The 18,540-nt window shown below is 64.6% G+C and carries 19 protein-coding genes; 8 read left to right on the top strand and 11 right to left on the bottom strand.

From position 1 onward, the window contains the following. The first annotated feature begins 239 nt into the window (after positions 1-239). Positions 240-1,160, top strand: a complete 921-nt coding sequence (locus tag PATSB16_RS03445; protein ID WP_047216235.1) for a LysR family transcriptional regulator — start codon at positions 240-242, stop codon at positions 1,158-1,160. Positions 1,161-1,211: 51 nt separating this feature from the next. On the opposite strand, the gene PATSB16_RS03440 is transcribed toward PATSB16_RS03445, so the two are convergent. Genes PATSB16_RS03440 through PATSB16_RS03420 form a run of 5 tightly spaced genes read right to left on the bottom strand, consistent with a single transcriptional unit; the run spans position 1,212 to position 6,832 of the window. Further along, positions 1,212-2,558 (bottom strand): class-II fumarase/aspartase family protein, encoded by a 1,347-nt coding sequence (locus PATSB16_RS03440; RefSeq protein ID WP_047212649.1) that lies wholly within the window; start codon positions 2,556-2,558, stop codon positions 1,212-1,214. 28 nt (positions 2,559-2,586) lie between these two features. Then, positions 2,587-3,408, bottom strand: coding sequence for an HpcH/HpaI aldolase/citrate lyase family protein (locus PATSB16_RS03435; RefSeq protein ID WP_047212648.1), 822 nt, complete (start codon positions 3,406-3,408; stop codon positions 2,587-2,589). Next, positions 3,405-4,589 carry a CaiB/BaiF CoA transferase family protein gene (locus PATSB16_RS03430; protein ID WP_047212647.1) on the bottom strand — a complete coding sequence of 395 codons (1,185 nt, stop codon included), beginning with the start codon at positions 4,587-4,589 and terminating at the stop codon, positions 3,405-3,407. The genes PATSB16_RS03435 and PATSB16_RS03430 overlap by 4 nt, the downstream gene beginning before the upstream one ends. Positions 4,590-4,614: 25 nt before the next feature. Further along, complete coding sequence (locus PATSB16_RS03425; protein ID WP_206093666.1) at positions 4,615-5,460, bottom strand: HTD2 family dehydratase; 846 nt, start codon at positions 5,458-5,460, stop codon at positions 4,615-4,617. A 28-nt stretch (positions 5,461-5,488) separates the two neighbouring features. Then, complete coding sequence (locus PATSB16_RS03420) at positions 5,489-6,832, bottom strand: MFS transporter (RefSeq protein WP_047212645.1); 1,344 nt, start codon at positions 6,830-6,832, stop codon at positions 5,489-5,491. Positions 6,833-7,557: 725 nt separating this feature from the next. Here PATSB16_RS03420 and PATSB16_RS03405 point away from each other — a divergent pair. From PATSB16_RS03405 to PATSB16_RS03395, 3 genes are all read left to right on the top strand, one after another. Then, positions 7,558-8,169: a ProQ/FINO family protein gene (locus PATSB16_RS03405; protein ID WP_047212643.1), complete on the top strand. Its 612-nt coding sequence runs from the start codon at positions 7,558-7,560 to the stop codon at positions 8,167-8,169. Between the two features lie 177 nt (positions 8,170-8,346). Further along, entirely contained in the window at positions 8,347-8,763 is a 417-nt protein-coding gene (locus tag PATSB16_RS03400; protein WP_156884581.1) for a hypothetical protein, read from the top strand. Continuing rightward, the gene (locus PATSB16_RS03395; protein WP_047212642.1) at positions 8,760-9,293 is read left to right on the top strand and encodes a MerR family transcriptional regulator; all 534 of its coding nucleotides are present in this window, start codon (positions 8,760-8,762) and stop codon (positions 9,291-9,293) included. Before PATSB16_RS03400 ends, PATSB16_RS03395 begins: the two co-directional genes overlap by 4 nt. 73 nt (positions 9,294-9,366) lie before the next feature. Here the strand turns inward: PATSB16_RS03395 and PATSB16_RS03390 are convergent, their stop codons facing one another. Further along, positions 9,367-10,683, bottom strand: a complete 1,317-nt coding sequence (locus tag PATSB16_RS03390) for an alpha/beta hydrolase family protein (protein ID WP_237170288.1) — start codon at positions 10,681-10,683, stop codon at positions 9,367-9,369. 209 nt (positions 10,684-10,892) lie between these two features. Between PATSB16_RS03390 and PATSB16_RS03385 the strand changes: the two genes are divergently transcribed. Together PATSB16_RS03385 and PATSB16_RS03380 are read left to right on the top strand one after the other, a co-directional pair. Continuing rightward, positions 10,893-11,093 (top strand): hypothetical protein, encoded by a 201-nt coding sequence (locus PATSB16_RS03385; RefSeq protein ID WP_047212640.1) that lies wholly within the window; start codon positions 10,893-10,895, stop codon positions 11,091-11,093. Between the two features lie 232 nt (positions 11,094-11,325). Further along, complete coding sequence (locus PATSB16_RS03380; RefSeq protein WP_206093665.1) at positions 11,326-11,586, top strand: hypothetical protein; 261 nt, start codon at positions 11,326-11,328, stop codon at positions 11,584-11,586. A gap of 37 nt (positions 11,587-11,623) precedes the next feature. Here PATSB16_RS03380 and PATSB16_RS03375 read toward each other — a convergent pair whose 3' ends face one another. The 4 genes from PATSB16_RS03375 to PATSB16_RS03360 all read right to left on the bottom strand — a co-directional run bounded on the left by PATSB16_RS03375 (position 11,624) and on the right by PATSB16_RS03360 (position 15,139). Beyond that, positions 11,624-12,316, bottom strand: a complete 693-nt coding sequence (locus PATSB16_RS03375) for a B3/B4 domain-containing protein (RefSeq protein WP_047212638.1) — start codon at positions 12,314-12,316, stop codon at positions 11,624-11,626. A 17-nt stretch (positions 12,317-12,333) separates the two neighbouring features. Further along, the gene (locus PATSB16_RS03370) at positions 12,334-13,227 is read right to left on the bottom strand and encodes a DMT family transporter (protein WP_047212637.1); all 894 of its coding nucleotides are present in this window, start codon (positions 13,225-13,227) and stop codon (positions 12,334-12,336) included. Between the two features lie 93 nt (positions 13,228-13,320). Further along, positions 13,321-14,139 carry an AraC family transcriptional regulator gene (locus tag PATSB16_RS03365; protein WP_047212636.1) on the bottom strand — a complete coding sequence of 273 codons (819 nt, stop codon included), beginning with the start codon at positions 14,137-14,139 and terminating at the stop codon, positions 13,321-13,323. Positions 14,140-14,248: 109 nt separating this feature from the next. Then, entirely contained in the window at positions 14,249-15,139 is an 891-nt protein-coding gene (locus tag PATSB16_RS03360; protein ID WP_047212635.1) for a LysR family transcriptional regulator, read from the bottom strand. Positions 15,140-15,238: 99 nt separating this feature from the next. On the opposite strand from PATSB16_RS03360, the gene PATSB16_RS03355 reads away from it, so the two are divergent. Further along, entirely contained in the window at positions 15,239-16,207 is a 969-nt protein-coding gene (locus PATSB16_RS03355) for an alcohol dehydrogenase catalytic domain-containing protein (RefSeq protein WP_052892552.1), read from the top strand. A 200-nt stretch (positions 16,208-16,407) separates the two neighbouring features. Continuing rightward, positions 16,408-17,040, top strand: coding sequence for a LysE family translocator (locus PATSB16_RS03350; protein ID WP_047212634.1), 633 nt, complete (start codon positions 16,408-16,410; stop codon positions 17,038-17,040). Positions 17,041-17,051: 11 nt separating this feature from the next. On the opposite strand, the gene PATSB16_RS03345 is transcribed toward PATSB16_RS03350, so the two are convergent. Next, positions 17,052-18,527: a CoA transferase gene (locus PATSB16_RS03345; RefSeq protein WP_237170344.1), complete on the bottom strand. Its 1,476-nt coding sequence runs from the start codon at positions 18,525-18,527 to the stop codon at positions 17,052-17,054. Positions 18,528-18,540 lie beyond the last annotated feature (13 nt).

The raw sequence follows: 18,540 nt of genomic DNA, 5'->3' as shown, positions 1-18,540 counted from the left end.
CCTGCGCCTCGGCTGCTACGCTGGGCAGCCGCGAATTTGGCGGGACAGGCCGCTGCTGGTCATCCGGTCTGGGCCCCGTCACGACAGGGCCCTCGGAGGCCCGCATAGCTGAACGGTGGTTCGTGACCGGGGCCGATCCGTCACACTTGCAGTCCGAGGCCACCGTTCGAACAGTCTTTCATTGGAGACATCTCCGGGCTTGCGCCCCACGGGACATGCTCTTTTTCACAAAACACGTCATGGCCGTCAACTTCGAACTCCACGATTTGATCGCATTTCGCGCAGTTGCCGAGCTGGGCAATTTCCGCAAGGCAGCCGAGGCGGTTCACATATCCCAGTCCGCGTTCAGCCGGCGCATCGATAAGCTCGAACAGGCCTTGGGCATCCGCCTGCTGGAAAGAACCACGCACGAGGTCAAGCTGACCGCCGTCGGGCGAGAATTCGCAAGAAGCATCAACATGCTCCTCGATGGCCTCGACGAAACGTTGCTGAGCGTGCGCGGAGTCGGCACGGCACGCATGGGCGAAGTGTGCATCGCCTGCGTACCCTCGACGGTCTATTATTTCCTGTCCAACGTCATCCAGCGCTACCGGGCCCAGTACCCCAAGCTTAGGGTCAAGGTGTTCGATGCCAGCGCCAACGAAGTGCTGGCGGCCGTCTCCAGTGGCGAAGCCGATTTCGGTATCAATTTTCTCGGCGGCTCCGAACCGGAAATCGACTATCGCCCGCTGCTGACCGAGCATTTCGTCATCGCGTGCCGTCGCGATCATCCGTTGGCCAAGTTACGCAAGGCCACCTGGCGCGATCTGGAAGGCCACGACTTCATCCTCACCGCCAAATCGTCCGGTAACCGTCTCCTGCTCGATCAGGCGCTGGCACGCACCCACACTCGGCTATCCCCGGTCTACGAGGCGCAGCATGTCACAACGCTGCTCGGCCTCGTCGAGGCGGGCCTCGGGGTTGCCGCGGTGCCGTCGCTGGCCATGCCGCCTTATGAACACCCGCTGCTCATGAGCATTCCGCTGGGCGAACCCGAGGTCACGCGAAGAATCGGCCTGATCAAGCGCAAGGGGCGCCAGCTGTCTCCCGAGGCCCAGCAACTCTATGAATTCGTCGCCGCCAGGCGACCTGCCCGGCGGGCAAAGACAACCGCCGCCTGACAGCCTGTCGAAAAGCCGCCAGGCGTCCGCGCCCGTTGCCGGCTCGCGCGCTCAGCGAAGCGTCGCAAGCACCCGATCCACCATCAGCGCGGACTGGCCCAGGTAGTTCGCCGGGTCGAGCATGCCTTCCAGGCCGGCGCGATCGACATGAGCGGCAATCTCGGGGTGCGCGCAAAGCAGCTCGATGAGCGGCTTGCGCTCGGCGATCGACTGCCGGCACAAATCGTAGACCAGGTCATGTGCGTATTCCCGCCCGATGTACTTGCCAAGACCCATCATCACGGCCTCGCTCATGACCAGGCCATCGGTCAAATCGAGGTTGCGCCGCATCGCCACCGGATCCACCTGCAGGCCTTCCAGCACCTGCCTGCTTTGTCGCAAGGCGCCGGCCATCAGGCAGAAAGCCTCCGGCAGCACGATCCACTCGATTTCCCAGGGTCCGGTCGAGCGCTCGTGATCCGCTACCATCGCGTCCATCAAGGAGGCTGCGTGCTGCCGCACCACGCTGATCGCGGCATGGATGTAGCAGCTCGCGATCGGGTTGCGCTTTTGCGGCATGGTCGACGAGGATCCGCGTCCATGATGATAGGGCTCGTAGACCTCGCCGACCTCCGTTTGCATCATCAGCTTGACGTCCATACTGAGCTTGCCGAGCGTGCCGCCCACCAGGCCGAGGAACGCGCCGACTTCGGCGATGTTGTCGCGAATCGTGTGCCAGGCGATCAGCGGTTGCTTGAGTCCGAGCTCCGCGCACAAGCCCGCCTGGGTTTCCATGGCGCCGCGCTCGAGCGATGCAAGCGTTCCGGCAGCGCCGGCGAATTCGCCCACCAACACACGTTCCTTGAGCTGAGCCAGCCGTTCGCGATGGCGCTCGATTGCCGACAGCAACCCCGCCATCTTGTAGCCGAAGGTGACCGGGATGGCTTGCTGCAGATTGCTGCGTCCGATCATCGGCGTATCCCGGTATTGCTGGGCCAGCCGGGCCATCGCCGCGGAGATGCCGCCGAGCTCGCGCTCGACGATCGCCAGGGCCTCGCGAATCTGCAGCACGGTCGCGGTATCGGTGATGTCCTGTGTGGTGGCGCCCCAGTGGCAATATTCGCCGAGCTTGTCGCGGCATAGCGCGTTGAGCTGCGAGACCACGCCCAGCACCGGATACCCGATGCGCTCGGTCTGCTCGCGCAGCTTGCCCATGTCGATCTGCCCGATCGCGCAGTGACGCACGATCTCGTCGGCGGCCTCCTGGGGAATCAGCCCAAGGCGAGCCTGCACGATGGCAAGCGCGCGCTCGATATCGAGGTACTTCTGCGTGCGATTTTCGTCCGACCACACCTGGCGCATCTCGTCGGTGCTGAAAATGCCCTGGAAGATGATGGAATCAATGATGGAAGCTGTCATAGTGTCAAGTTAGCAAGCAAGAGAGAAATCAAAGCCCGGCCCGGCGCAACATGCGCCAGGCCCGCAGCACCACGGGTCGGTCGACCATTTGCCCGTCGACGCTGGCCGCCCCCGTGCCGGCGGCATCGGCCGCCACGACGCGGCGAGCCCACGCCAGCGAGGCCGCATCCGGCGCCATTGCCGCATGCAGCGGCGCGATCTGGCGCGGATGTATGCACAACTTGGCCCCGAAACCCCGGCGCCAAAACCATGACCAATCCGCCAGCAGGCGCGCCTCGTCGTCGATTTGCGGCGTCACGCCGGCGACCGGCGCACTCAGTTGGGCAAGGCGTGAAGCCAGAGTGATCGACGCGGCTGCTTCGGCCAGCGGCTGCGGATCGTCGGTGATGTCCAGCTCCAGGTCGAGAGCGAAGTCGAGAGTGCCGAAGACCAGCCGAACGACCCCGCTCGCGCCGGCGATGGCTCGGCAATGAGCGAGCCCTCGCGCCGTCTCCAGCAGCGGCAGCACGCTCACGTCCGGAACCGCGCTGACCAGGGCGTCGACGTGTTCGGCGTGCTCTGCCTTGGGGAGCATGACCAGACGAATTCGCGATTCGCGCACCAATCGCAGATCCTCGGGGAAAGGCTCCGACTGCGGGTCGTTGATGCGCAGCGCAATACGGTCGAGCATTGGTGTGTCGAGCTGCGCCGACCAGTGCATCACCCGATCTCGAGCCTCGCTCTTGGCCGATGCGGCGACCGCATCCTCCAGGTCGATGACGACGACGTCCGCCGCGCTGGCCACCGCCTTGTCGAAACGCTCGGGGCGGTTGCCCGGCACGAACAGGTAGGTACGTGCATGGGCTTTCATATCGCACCCGCGGCGCGCAGCGCCGCAATCGCTTCGGTATCCAGGCCCAGCTCGGCAAGAATGGTCTCGGTGTGCTCGCCCAGGGCCGGGACCGGATCCATGCGGGGATCGCCGTCGTCCCAATTGCCGGGCGGCAGCAGCGCCGGCAATGGCCCCACGGGCGAGCCGATCTCGCGCCAGCGCCCGCGTGCATGAAGCTGCGGATGCTCCCAGACTTCATGCATGGTGTTCACGCGTGCGTTGGCGATCTGCGCGTCCTGCAGGCGGGCCACGACTTGCGGCGCACTCAGTTCGCGAAACGCATCGACAATGATCTGACGCAACGCTTCGCGCGCAGCCACCCGCCGTGCGTTTCCGGCAAAGCGCGGATCCGATGCGAGTGCGGGTTGCAGCAGTACCTTTTCGCAAAAGCTCGCCCATTCCCGTTCGTTCTGCAAGCCGAGCATCACACTCGCTCCGTCCGCCCCGGTAGGAAACGGCCCGTACGGATAAATGGTCGCGTGTGCGGCCCCGGTGCGCGGCGGCGGGGCCGCGCCATCGAAGGCGTAGTACAACGGATATGAGGTCCACTCGGTCAGCGACTCGAGCATCGAAATATCGAGGCGCCGGCCAATGCCGCTGCGGGAGCGCTCGAGCAGCGCCGCCAGGATGCTTGAATAGGCATACATCCCCGCGGAGATGTCCGCGATCGATGGCCCCGCCTTGCAGGGCTCCTCGGGCGTGCCCGTCACCGAGACGAACCCCGCTTCGCTCTGAATCAGCAGGTCGTAGGCCTTTCTGTCCCGATAGGGGCCGTCCGCGCCGTATCCGGAGATATCGCATACGATGATCGATGGCTTGTGCCTGGCCAGTGACGCGTGATCGAGACCCAGCCGCCCACTGGCCCCGGGAGCGAGATTCTGTACCACGATGTCGGCCTTCTCCAGCACCAGACGCTGCAGAATCTGCCGCGCCTCTGGATGTTTGACGTCCAGCGTCAAGCTCTCCTTGCTGCGATTGGCCCAGACGAAGTGCGAAGCCATGCCGCGCACGCGATCGTCATAGCCCCGCGCGAAGTCGCCTACGCCCGGACGCTCGATCTTGATGACCCGCGCGCCGAGATCGGCGAGGTGGCGCGTCGCCAGCGGCGCGGCGATCGCATGCTCGAGTGTGACGACTGTGAGTCCCTGAAGTGGTTGCATGAGAAGTCTGATCCTTGTTGCAGGTTCATCGCAGCGTTGCGACGGCATCCATCGTCAGCCAGCCCTCGTGGTCCGCCCCCCACAGCCGGACCTTGCGAGGGTCCGTGTCCGGCGCGGCGCACACGGAAAACGGATGCAGGTCGAAGGTCGGGCGACGCGCGCGGAAGCTGAACGCGGCAACGTCCGCCTCCGGTCGATGCCTGCGCAGGAGATCCAGGAGCAATGTGGCGATCAGCGGGCCGTGCACGATCAGCCCCGGGTAGCCCTCGACTTCGGTTACGTACCTGCGGTCGTAGTGGATGCGATGGCCGTTGAAGGTCAGCGCCGAATACCGGAACAGCAATACGTCGTCAGGAACGATCTCTCGCTGCCACGTGGCTGGCGGCGCCACCACCGGAGGAGGATCCACGTCGCCGGGTTGGCGCGCCTGGCGGTAGACGATGTCGTGGAACTCGACGATGGCAGGATCGGCATCGTCATTGCGGCGAATCTCGTGCCGCACCTTGACGAAAGCCAGAGGCCCCGTGCGGCCCTGCTTGTGGGTCACGTCGACGATCGTGCTCGTGCGGCGCACCGCATCGCCCACGCGCACCGGCGCGCGAAATTCGAACTCGCTTGCCGCCCACATGCGGCGCGGCAGCGGCACCGGCGGCAGGAAGTCGCCGCGCTTGGCATGGCCATCGGCACCGATACCGCTCTGGCGCTCGCTGGGCAGAAAATAAAGCCAGTGCCACAGGGGCGGCAACGCCATGCCCGGGATGACCTCGGCTGCCTCCCGATCGAGCGTCGCCGTCAGGCCGCGCACGGGAGCTGCCGTGACGAGGTCATCACGCGTTTCGACGCGCCCGATCCACTGTGTCCAATCCGTCATAAAAATCTCCCTGTCGTCCGAAGCCAGTTCAGTGAAGCGCCTCGAGCGATCGCCCCGTGGTCGAGGTGCCGAACACGCTGACCACCGCGGATACCGCCAGCCAGCACACGGCGATATAGACGAACACGCTGCCGTATCCGTAGGTGTCGAACAGCGCGCTGACGACGAACGGACCCACCACGTTGGCCAGGCGTCCCACGCCGTAGGTCAGGCCCATCCCGGTGGACCGAACATCGGTCGGGAACATCTCTGGCGTGTAGGTGTACAGAGCCACTGCCATGGCCTGGATGCTGAGCATCACCAGCGCGCCGAACACCAGGATCGCCTGTGGCTGGAAGGACAGCCCGAACGCCAGCCCGAAGATTGCGATCAGAATCCCGTCGACAGTGATGAACCAGCGCCGCTCGAAACGCTCCACCAGGTAAGAAGCCAGGATCGCGCCAAGCGGGTTGCACACGGCGATCAGGCTCGCATAAGTCAGCGAGTGAACGACCGAGAATCCATGCTTGACCAGCAACGTGGGCACCCAGGCGACAAAGCCATAGAAACCGAGGGTTTGGAAAATCCAGACCAGCAGCAGGACGAACGTGCGCTTGCGCTCGGTGGGCTCGAAAAGCCGCCCCAACGGTACCCGGCGGCCATAATCGATCGGCTCGCGATGAACATGGGGGGCGACGTCGCTCGCGGGAGCCGGCCTGGCGGCTGCCAGTGCCTCGAGCTCCTCCACGATTCTGAGCGCTTGTGCTTCACGGTTGCGGCGCAGCAACCAGCGCGGCGACTCCTTCATACGCGCGACGAACGCCAGTGCGATCAGGCCCAGGCTTCCCCAGACGAACACGGCTCGCCACCCCCAGGAGGCCATCGGTACGAATGTCCTGGCAAACCAGGCCGTGGCGGGAATACCCACGAGGCCGACCGTCATGATGCGCCCCATATATTTCCCGCGCACCTTCGCGGGAAAGAATTCGCTGACATAGGTGTTCGCCGTCACCGTCATGCCCGACAGGCCGACCCCTGTGAGAAACCGGAACGCTGCGAGCGAAAGTACACTCCAGGAGGCCGCGTTGAGCAACGAGAACGTCGCGTAACACAAAATGGTCAGGACGAGCGCGCGTTTTCGGCCGATCGCGTCGGCCAGCCAGCCGGCACAGACCGCGCCGATGAACATGCCGCCGAAACTCGCGGAAGTGATGAACGCCACCGAGCTCACGGCGATGTGCCACGCTTTCATGACCCCTGGGGCCGCGAAGGCGAATGTATTGAGGTCTGCGAACTCGAAGAAGTACGCGAATGCCAGCGCAAACACGGCAATCCTGTGGGGTCGCGTGATCGGCAGCCGATCCATCCGCTCGCTGATGCTGGAACTAGACATGTGTCTCCTCGTCGTTTTTGATTGACTCTCTCGGGCGGCGAATGGGCCCTGCGGCCTCACCCACCCTGGGAATGGTGCTTGAGCGGCCCCATTATGTCGGCAGATAGCGCGCAGGAGAATTGCACGCTTTGCATCAATTCATGCATGAAATGACGGCCTGTCGGCTCGCTCCTGGTAACCACATAGCTCCGGCACTCAATGGCCGCGCCGTCGCCCATCGGACAACCGGTCATCCCCATGTACTGTCAATGACCGCCAACCGATCGCCGATACCCAGACGCCCGCTACTGTTCGCGACAAGGTCGACAGTAAGCGCGGCCGAGCCGGTGACGCTAGAATGCATTCCATCGACATCCGGCAACGGCGATGTCTGCCTGATTTCCGACGTAATGCCCCCGTTGGCGGCGCTCCATATCGCCGCGCGCAACGGCACAGTGTTGCTCCGTTCTGGCCAGGGCACCAATGCGGTCCATTCGAAGACGGCGATAACGGGCTCGCGGGCCAGGGCAACCGATTTACCATGCACAACGGCGTCGCACGCGGGAAACACTGAATCAACTTCGTCACGTGCGGCTATGTGAGTGCCTGACGAGCAAGCTGCACGAACGCACACGACGATGGCTCGTCCGCCCTCCCGGCAGCGCACCACGCCGTGCCAACCGCCCACGCACTGAGCATTGGGCTGCTACTATTCGGCTTTTGGATGGACCCTCACAGGAAGCGTCATGGGATTCGAGCAACTGGCAGAACTGAAGAAACAGCTGGCTAAGGAAGCACGGGAAGCGAAAGAAAAAACGCGACAGGCCGCCAACCCGGCGGCCAAGCCCGCTCGCCCCGCCCACCCGGCCCGCCCAGCCCGTCCTGCCCAATCGAAGGCAAACGGCCAGGCGGCGGCCAAGAGCGAGCCGGTCGATCCGGTCGTGCGTGTGATCGGCAAACTGCAGAAGCGCTTCCCAGTAGCGTTCCCGAAAAATCCCGCGCCCAAGGTGGCGCTGAAGATCGGCATCCTGACCGACCTTCTGGCCCATGCCGAAGAGCTCGCGCTGAACGAAGCCGAACTGCGCGAGGCACTCGGCACGTGGTGCCGCGGCAGCCGTTACTGGGCCTGCCTGACCGACGGGGCAGCCCGCGTGGATCTGGCCGGCGCACCGGCAGGCCAGGTCAGCGAGCGCGACGCAGCGTTCGCTCGCCGTCAGGCAAGAGGTGCCTCCGGCGCACGACGGCAGGGCCGGCGCCCGGCGTCAGCCGCGCCAGCGGGCTCCGCTCCGCAGACACCCGCCCCGGACGCGGCCGAAACGTCACAGCCGTCTGCGGCAACGGGCGACCAAGCAGAGTAATTCCCGGCGATATGGCGCGCCTTGCGGAAGGCGCGCCAACTTGATTCGGGCGGCGGTAATTCGCCGATCGCCCCTGCCAGGCAACGAGCGTGCGCCTGGCGAAAAATTTCGCTTGACTCGACTACGGTAGACACCTTCAAGATCGACATCACGTTCAACCAGGACCTGTCGATTCGCATGGACGCCATTCGAGATTTCACCGACGACGCATTCCTCGAAGCCTTTCTAGCCTGCCGGTTGCCGGCGCATGCGTTCAATCATCGCAATCACTTGCGCGTGGCATGGATTCATTTGCAGCGCTTTCCCATCGATGAAGCCATCGAGCGAACCTGCGCCGGCATAGCGCGCTACGCTGCGCATCTCGACGCATCGCATCGCTACCATCGCACGTTGACCGAAGCGCTCGTGCGCCTGATGGCGCATGCGGGCGGCGCGGACCGATCGCTGGCGTTCGAAGGCTTTCTCGCGCAAGCGCCCGCCTTTCTCGGTGACTGCCGGATCATGATCGCCGAACATTACTCACCGGAGCTGCTGGCGCGACCCGATGCGCGCTACGACTTTCTCTCGCCGGACCGACTACCCTTGCCGTCATGACACACCTGACTCTTGGACGATTGGCGCGTGAAGCGGGGCTCTCGCGCGCCTCGCTGCTTCACTATGAATCGCTCGGCTTGCTGACCCCGATCGGCCGTAGCGTGGGCGGCTATCGCCTATACGACGAAGCGCAGAGGGAGCGCTTGCGTTCGATCCGCGCGTATCGGGCCGCGGGGCTCTCGCTGGAGTTGATACGAGAGCTGCTCGCCAATCAGGCAGACACCGCCGCCCGGATTCTCGAGGCGCATCTGATGACACTCAACGACGAAATCGCGCGCCTCAGACACCACCAGAAAGCGATCGCCACGCTGCTCGCGCAACCGGCGTTTCTGCGGCATCAGCGCCCGCGCGGCAAGCACGCATGGGTTGATTTACTGCGCCGTGCCGGTTTCGACGAAGCGGCAATGGACCGGTGGCACGCCGAGTTCGAGGCCGAAAATCCGGATGCGCATGCGGCGTTTCTGCATTCGCTTGGATTGACGCAAAGCGAGATACAGGCGATCCGACGGCGCGCAAGCGGCGCCGCGTAATCGTACGAGAGAGCGTGGCCGCATCCACGGGCACGCTCTTCGGGTACGGCAAGACACCGCCGCCCCACGGGGTTCATTCCGTCGACAAGGAATCAAACCAGGTTTTCCACCGCGGCACCGCCTCGGCGAAGGTCCCCCGATGCGTGGTGGCGCCGGTGGAAATCGCTTCGACTTTCGGGTTGCCTTGGCCCATCGCACGTTGATACCGCATCGCCAACTTGCCCAGGCCGGTGCTGATCGCTTCATCCGCTTCACCGTAGTAGTTGCGCACCGGCGACTTGAACACCCAGCGGTACGCTTCGGTTCGGGCCACCAGACGGCCGTAGGCGGATTCGGCGAAAAATTGCGGATCGAAGTATGCGGGCTTGATGAGCAGATGCAGGTTCGTCGGGATTTGCGCTGGATCGAACGGCTTGCGCTCGTATGCCTTGAGTGCGACGTCGTAGTATTTGTCGGCGATTATCGAGCGCGCGAGCCCAGGCACGCGGTAATAGTTTTCAAAGGAAAACGCGGAGAGGATGAAAAGACTGTTCACCCACGATGCGTCGTTCTTGCGAGGGAAGCTGAGAAAACCGTTCAGCGCCACGAATACATCGACGGGCGCGCTGGCAGTCGCCGCGGCAGCGACTTTAATATGCGCGGCTTCGAGCTTCTCCAGGAAGGCCATCGTCACGAAGCCCCCTTGCGACCAGCCGGCAAGGAACAGCTTGCCAGTGTCGAGGCGCATGCTGCTCAGCACGGCCCGGCTGGCCATCAGCATGTCATAGCAGGCCTGCTGGTGACTTGCCTTGACCATATAGCCTTCCGGCTCGGTTGAGTCGCCCAGGCCGAAATAGTCGGCGCCGATCACCACGTAGCCCTGCCCGGCAAATTGCGCGATCATCAGCGCGGTCTCCGGCGACTGCTCGGGATAGGACGGTACCTCCTGTTTTCCGTAAACGGTGCCATGCTGATAAGACACCATCGGGAATACCTTCGCGCCAGTGTCCGGGATGGCAATCAGGCCGCTGGCCATGGTCGGTTTGTTATTCAGCTCCGGGATCACCGAGGCGTAAGTCACGCGGTACAGATTGACTCCATTGACCGCCGCCGTGTGTTTAACGGCGATGCCGGAGAATTTGGGCGCTTCGACTTGCAGGATCTCATTTAGCCTGGCCGCATCCCAATGCGCCAGGAACTGGTATTGCACGCCCGACGCGATTGAAATGGGTGCCGGGCCGGCTGCCTGCGCGGATAACGCACCACATGCCAACCCCCAGTAAATGGCTATCGCGGCCATGGCTGACGTCAAAAGCGTCATTATGTTTTTGGCAAGGCGGGCGTTGGCAAGGATGGGTGTCGAGCACCCGTGTCCCACCCCGTCGTGTTCAGGCGTGTATGTGTCGGTCATGATTTATTGGAATTCCCCGGAAAGACAAGCGTCGTCAAAGCAAAATCAATCGCTTTTCACAAACGATGCCGGGGTGATGATACGCGACATTTATCGAATATCTTGTCGGCCAAAACATGTCAGCCGAAACGGATTTGTTACGTAAGCTTTATTCCGACAAGCGATGCGGCTAATATCTTGATCATGGCGTATTTCCAGGAATCAAGAGAATGATGGATTGGGACAAATTGCGCGCCGGCGGCTTGGGCGAGTTTCACGATGCGCATGACCGGGCCCGGCGCAGGCGGCGCAAATCCTGGCTCAAGCGGCTGTTCATTGTGCTCGTGCTGTGCGGTGTGGCCGCCGGAGTCGTGCTGGCGGTCGATCGGCTGACGCAACATCACGCGCCCCAACCTGCCAAGATCAACTGACTTTGCATCGCACGGACCGGCGCGCCATGACTGCCACAACGGCCTCCGTGCCTCTTCCACCGCAATTGTGCAACGGCAATTCGCCGGGCCGCACCGGCTGAGTTGCGGGCGGCTCCGATTGACGCATGCCTCACGCATGCTTATAGTGCATCGGGCAGTTTTACCGACAATTCTTTTACGCTCAGGGGATCAGATGGCAACCGCGGTGATGATCAAGCATCCGCAATCGGGGATGGTTAAAAAAGGATATTTTGGTTTCAGCTGGACTTACCTGTTCTTTGGCTGGTGGGTGCCGTTGTTTCGCGGCGAAGTGGGCATTGCTGCCATTCACTTTTTCTTTACGATTTTCACGTTCCTGATCTGGCAAGTGGTCATGGCGTTTCTCTACAACAAGCAATACATGACGCGCATGCTGGTCGACAAGGGTTTCGTGCTCGCCGACAGCGATCCGGTCAATACGATGGCCCGCCTCAAACTCGGCATCGCACAGTAACGCTTTCCAGGGGGCTTGGCGGCCCCCTGCCCTTTTCTCAAAATTCGAACGTCGGCCGCACTTGGCTCAGGACCGCGCTTTTGCGCGTTTGCCAACCGAGCCCATCCAAACCTTCGCGCACGGCGGTGATTATTTGCAGCACGTCGATGCCTGCGCTGGCGTGCAGACCTTCGGCGACGATCAAAACCGCCGTGGTGTCGGCACGCACGGCCGATCGGACACTTTGCCGATGAGTCCAGCGACGGGCGTGCGCGAGACCCTCGCCATCGGCGAAGATCACTTCACCCGGCTCGGGGTATTCCTGCTCTCCCGAGAATGCCAAATAAGGTTCGTTGCCCTCGGCGTAGCGCACCGTCAGGCCGCCGGCGATTCGACCCGTGTCGAACACGGCGATCGGCGTGGCAAAAGCAATCGAGACAGCGTTGCACAGGTCGATCAGCGGATGAATCGTCGCAAGCGCCCCCTCTTTCCTGAACCGCCGCAGCAACGATTCGGACGCACAGCGGTATTGGGTCGGCTTCAGGCCCATCGACGAAAATGCACGACGCCATGCCTGGATTTCCGGCAAGTCGGCTTCGGTGCCGGCTGCCAGACGTGCTCCGGCCAGCGCATAAAAATGCGCGAGCCCGGACACCGCGCGGCCGTCACCCGGGACGCCCTCGGCAAACAACACGCCTGGGGTCAGCGCCGGATAGTCGTACCAGATCGCATTCGCATGAGAGAACTGCATGGGTGGATCTCCTGTTTTCACATATTTTGCAGGCGGCGCGACCGGCCCACCATACCGAGGCTGGCCACGGCCGCCAGCACGCAGCCGACGCCGACCATCTGATTTACGCCGACCGGCTCGCCCAGCCATCCGGCGGCCAGCAGCACGGCCGAGACTGGCGCGAGCGCGTTGAACAACGCCGCCTCGGTGCCGCTGACCTTCTCCGCACCGGCGTACCACAGGACAAAACCGACCACGGTGGGCACCAGCGCGTAATAGGCAACGGCCCACAGCGCAGTCGCATCGAACGGCATCGCCCACGGCGCCTCGAGTAGCGCCAGCGGCAGCGCCGCCACCCCGCCGATGCCGCTCATCAGCGCCGAGAGCGCGAGCGGCGGCACGCGCGCATCGAGCCGCTTGTTGAGCAAAATGAAAAGACTCTCACAGATCACGGCGCCGGCAATCAGTCCATTGCCGGCCAGCGAATGTCCGTCGCCGGCTTGCGGGCGCAAGGCAATCGAGAGAACGCCCGCGGCCGCCAGCGCGACGGCCAGCAACAGGAACCGGTGCGGCCGCTCGCCCAGCACGAAGAGCGCAAAAGCGGCCGACACCACCGGCAGCGTACCGACGATCACGCCAGCGTCGGCAGCCGAGGTCAGCCTTAATCCGCAGATCAACAACGTCGTGTAGCCGACACTGCCGGCGATCGCCTGCGCCAGCACGAGGCCCCAGTCGCGCCGCGACAATCTCGGCCATGCGGTGCCGGTGACGCGCATCAGCGCCATGAAAATCGGAAATGCCAGCGTGAACCGCAGCGCAGTAGCAGCGAACGGCGGCAGCCCCGCCGCGATCAGCTTGCTGGCGACAACCGTGCTGCCTACCAGCGCCATCGCGAGCGCCAAATAAACATAGCCTTGCATGCGTTCCGGCATCGCGTCCCTCCTCGATCATGACGAAGAAGTCAGCTTAGCCGGCGCGGCGCCCGGCATCTTGAACGAAATTGCAGCGGATGGGAAAGCGCAGGCTCAGCTCAGCGCGGCGGCATAAGCGCCAGGTGCGAATCCGTAGTGACGCACGAACACGCGCGTCATGTGGCTTTGATCGGCGAAGCCGCTGGCGCTGGCGGCTTCGGCCAGCGGCATGCGCCGGGCGATCAGGCGTCTGGCGAGTTGGGCGCGGCGCTGAACCAGATAGGCATGGGGTGTCAGGCCAGTGTCCCGTGCGAACGCGCGCACCAGCTGGAAGCGGCTCAAGCCACAGGCGCCGGCGAGCTCCGCCAGAGTGACCGGAGCAGCCGGGTCGGCGTCGATCAAGGCCTGCGCATGCGCGATGGCCGGCACTGCCCCTGTGATATGGCCGCTCGCGTGCGGCGTGTGCATGACCTCGCTCAACAGCATCAGCAGCACCTCATCGGCCGCGGGCGCCGCTCCGGACGCACCTGCCGGCATCGCTGTCGCTGCCGCATACAACTGCCGCACGCGCAGGGCGATCGCGGCGTCCCGAATGACCGGTTGGGTAAATTCATACGCCGTCGTTTTACCTTCGCTGATGTCGCCGACGGCCTCGGCGATCACACCGGGGTCGAAGTAGAGCATGCGCCAGGCCCGCCCCGCATCGCCGACCGGCGCGCCATCGTGGACCTCGCCGGGGTTGACGGTGATCGCATGACCGGGGCCGGCCTCCACCACGCCGCGCCCGCTCAGGGATCTCTGCGCGCCGTGGCAAATCAGGCCAATGCCGAACTGGTCGTGCGTGTGCCGCGCGAACGTGTGACGCGTGCGCGCTTCGACGGCTTGCACGCCGGCCAGACGACAGCGGTGGAGTTGGAACTGAACTTGGCTCATCGATATGCGCGAGCATGCCCGTCATGGGCGTAATAGCGGCAGTGTAGATCGGACGCCAGGCAAAGCCAAGCATCGGCGGCCAAGGCGGTTCGTTGAGTGAATCGCCGGCTCATGCCTTCAAACCATTGACCGCCAGAAAGCGCGCGAGCAGCGGCGACGGATTCGGTGTGCGCCACGCCAACCAAATGTCGACCGTATGGTGCCACCACGGCAGTGGACGGAAACACAGGCCGGGATGGGCCACGCGGGCGGCGCTGGCCTGCACGAAGGCCAGCCCGACACCTGCCTCCACCAGCCCGAGCACTGTCGCGAGTTGCGCCGTTTCATAGCGCACATCGGGCTGGAAACCGGCCTCGGCGCACCAGCGCAGCAACCGCTCGCGCCACTGAGGGTTGAAACTGCGCGGCAAAGCCACCCATGGCCGGCCATCGAGGTCGCCCGGCGCAATCCGGCGCCGCATCGCCAGGGGGTCGTCGAGCGACATCACCAGGACCAGCTTATCCGAGAGCAACTTGCGTGTGGCGATACCGGCGTCTTCCAGATTCGGCGTGTAGAGCATACCCACGTCGATCGCACCGCTGCGCAATGCGTCGATCTGCTCGCCGGAGCGCAGCGCCCGCAACTCCACGCTGACCTCGGGCCGCTCGGCGCGGAACTTGCGCAAATGCTGGCCGAGCACGCCACTGTGCATCGCTCCGTCCACATAGCCGATCTGCAATTGCCCGGCCTCACCCAGCGCCAACGCCCTGGCACGCTGCGTGAACTCCTGCGCGCCGGCCAGCGCCGCGCGGGCGTCGTCGAGCAGCCAGCGCCCGGCGGGCGTGAGCTTCAATCGCTGCTTGGTGCGGGTAAACAAAGCCAGTCCAAGCATTGCTTCCAGCTCGCGAATCGCCCGGCTCACCGGCGGTTGCGATACATGCAGGCGCTCGGCTGCGCGAGTGACGTGCTCGCACTCCGCCACAGCCACGAAATAATGCAAATGCCGCAGCTCCATAGTCATGCGTCCCAGGTATCAAGTTTTTAAAAATAAGTCTTGGACAGCATCATAATCGAAGCCCAGTATAGGGGCATCGACATCCCTATCAAGAGGTAAAACGACATGCAGGCGCTGATCTTCGAACAAACTGGCGAGCCTCTGGAAGTACTCGCCCTGGCCGACGTGCCGGTGCCGCAAGCCGGCCCCGGCGAGGTGTTGATTCAAGTCACCGCCCGCTCGATCCAGCCGGCCGACAGCTTGTTCATCGGCGGGCGATATCGGGTCAAACCGGTGTTTCCGCAGATCGCCGGCTTCGATGGCGCGGGAGTGGTCAGTGCGGTCGGTGCCGGTGTGAGCGGGCTCGCCGCCGGCCAACGGGTCGCCTTTCGCCACCCCGGCGCATGGGCCGAATTCGCCGTGGTCCCGGCAGCGCGTGTCTATCCGGTGCCGGACGACCTGGCATCGCGGCTGGACGACACGATGGTCAGCCAGTTCGCGCTGAATCCGCTGACGGCCTGGGGCCTGTTGCAAATGGTCGATCTGCCGCGCGGGTCCCGCCTGCTGGCCACCGCGGGCCGCTCGGCCATCGCCGGCCTGCTTGGCTACCTGGGCGACGCACGCGGCATCGAGGTCGAGCGACTGGTGCGCGACAACGGCGCGTATCGCCTGCTGGACGCTTCGGGTCAGCGCACGCTGGCGCTGGGCGACGATCCGTCGCAAACACTCGCCGGGGCCGCCCCCTATCAGGCCGTGCTCGATGCAGTGGGCGGCCCCGGTACCGTGGCGCTGATCGATGCAATGGCGCCGGGCGGCAAGCTGGTGTCCTACGGTGTGCTCGATGATCGCCCGTTCGAAATTCGCGCCGCAACGGTGCTGTATCGCAACTTGACGTGGCAAGGCTTCGGCATCGCCGGGTGGCTCGATCAGACGGATGCCGCCGCGCTCGCACAGGCCCGCCGCGACTGCTGGGAGATGTTGGCCCGGCGCCCCGACTTGCTGCCGGTGACCGGCCAGTATCCGCTCGCGGAGTACAAGGCCGCGCTGCGGCAGGCACGTGCCAGCCAGGGAGAAGGCAAGGTGCTGCTGGTGTGAAGCTGGCCCGGCATTTGCACTGCAACTGGCCCGGGACTTTGTTCGCAACTGTTCCGGGAGCCTTCAGGCACACCGTGAAATAATCGGCACTTCACTTGATTGGCGCGGTTCGGCGAGGCTCATTCCTCGCCGAGAATGCGACGCCCATTGAATCATGCGCTTGAAAGCTCCCCGAGACCGACACGCCCTGGAGATGCACGATGCCGACATTGTCCCACCTGATCGCTTTCGGGCTCGTGGCCCTGGGCATGGCCCTGACGCCAGGGCCAAACATGATTTATCTCATCTCGCGCTCGATCTGCCAGGGGCCGAAGGCCGGCCTGGTGTCGCTCGCCGGCGTCGCGCTCGGCTTCGTGATCTATTTGCTGTGCGCGGCGTTCGGCATCACCGCGCTGCTCATGGCAGTGCCCTTTGCTTACGACGTGCTGCGCTACGGCGGTGCGCTCTATCTGCTCTATCTTGCCTGGCAGGCGCTCAAGCCCGGCGGCAAATCGCCTTTCCAGGTGCGCGACCTGCCGCAGGATCGCCCGCGCAAACTGTTCATGATGGGTTTCGTCACCAGCCTGTTCAACCCGAAAATCGCGATCCTGTATCTGTCGTTGCTGCCGCAATTCATCGACCCCAGCCACGGCAGCGTGCTGGTGCAGTCGCTGGCACTGGGCTTCACGCAAATCCTGTGCAGCGTCACGGTCAATGCCATCGCGTCGGTGATGGCCGGCTCGATCGCCGTATTTCTGGCTGGTCGCCCGCTCTGGCTGGTCGCGCAGCGCTGGCTGATGGGCACGGTATTGGCGGGCCTGGCCATCCGCATCATGACCGAAGCGCGTCGCTAGCGCTCAAGCGCTCAACGCTCGCTCGCGTCGAGCCACGCCGGCGCGTGCGTGCCCAGCGGCACCGGCGGCGTGTCGAAGCGGGGCGGCGTCAGCGACATCCGCTCGACCGGCGCCACTGCGCGCACCAACCCAAACGGCGAGTCGACCGTCTGCAGCCATGGCGCCACCTCGTCGTCGCCAAGCTCCGGAGCGGCAAGCCCGTTCTGCACCAGGCCGAGCGATTGCAGCCAGCGCCCCGTCTGCGCTAGCGACACGCGCACCAGCCAACTGCCGCCCTCCCGCTCGCGCCGCCGCAAGGCCATCATCGCGCCGAACGCCGCCAGGAAGCCCGTCGCATGATCGAGCGCCTGACAGGGCAATCTGCCGGGCTGGGCCAGGCCAGCCGCCTGCCCCTCCTGCCATGCGATCCCCGTGGCCGACTGCACCAGGCTGTCGAAGCCGCGCCGTCGCGCCCACGGCCCGAGATGACCATAGGCCGACAGCGTCACCTGCACCAGTCCGGGGCGAAGCGCACACAGCGCCTCCGGCGACAGGCCAAACGCGGCCAGCGCACCTGGCCGGTAGGCCTGCAGAAAAACATCGGCATCCCTAACCAAATCCAGCAAGAGGTCGCGTTCGCGCGGCGCCCGCAAATCGAGCTGTGCGCTGCGCTTGCCCCGCCCGTTGTCGATCACCAGCGGCAGCAGATTCGGCAGGTGTGCAGCGCCGACCGCCAGCACCTGCGCGCCGTGCTGGGCGAAGGTGCGCCCGGCTACCGGCGCGGCAATGACGCGCGACAGGTCGAGCATGCGCACGCCGCTCAGGGGCCGTCGTGCGGCCACGCCTCGCCCGATCGGCTCGGGTGGGGCGTCGCCGATGCGGATGATTTCAAACAGCGGCAATGAAGCAATCGCTGCCGCCTGCGGGTGCGCCCGCCACTCGTCGGGCGTGCGAACCAGCGCCGCGCACAGTCCTGCATCGGCCAGGCGCCGGTCGAGCTCGCCGGCCTGCCAGCGCGCGATCGCGCGAGCGACCGAGGCGCGCTCGCCGTCGCACTGCAGTACGCGCAGAATCCCGGCAAGATGGTGCGGGAAATTGGCGTGCAGCTGAATCCAACGTTCATCGCCTGCCCGAAAGTAGCCGGTGATCGGCGAGCGCAACTCGGCCGGCGATCTTCCGTCGACGCGCAGGTAGCGCTCGCTGCGAAACATCGCCAGCGCGCGCCGGCCACTGACTTCGACCCGCTGGCGCCGGCCGGTGCGCTCGCGCCAGAGTTGCGCGGCAGCCAGCGCCTGCGCCGCGATGCTGGCCGCGGCGATCACATCCACCGGGAACACCGACGGCAACGGCCGGGCGAGATCGGTCATATGGAGCATATCGAGCGCATCGGGCGCGCCGCCTGCCATTGACCAAAGCGACGTCAGTGCAGCGTTTGCATCCATGAGTCTCTCACTCCCGACGTGACGAAAGACAGAGCCGCGGCAGTCATATCCGCTCGTGGCGGCGATGTGAAATTTCCTG

The organism is Pandoraea thiooxydans (assembly GCF_001931675.1).
GTDB lineage: Bacteria > Pseudomonadota > Gammaproteobacteria > Burkholderiales > Burkholderiaceae > Pandoraea > Pandoraea thiooxydans.
Note: the sequence above shows the minus strand (reverse complement) of the source record. Positions and strands in the feature narration are given on the sequence as shown.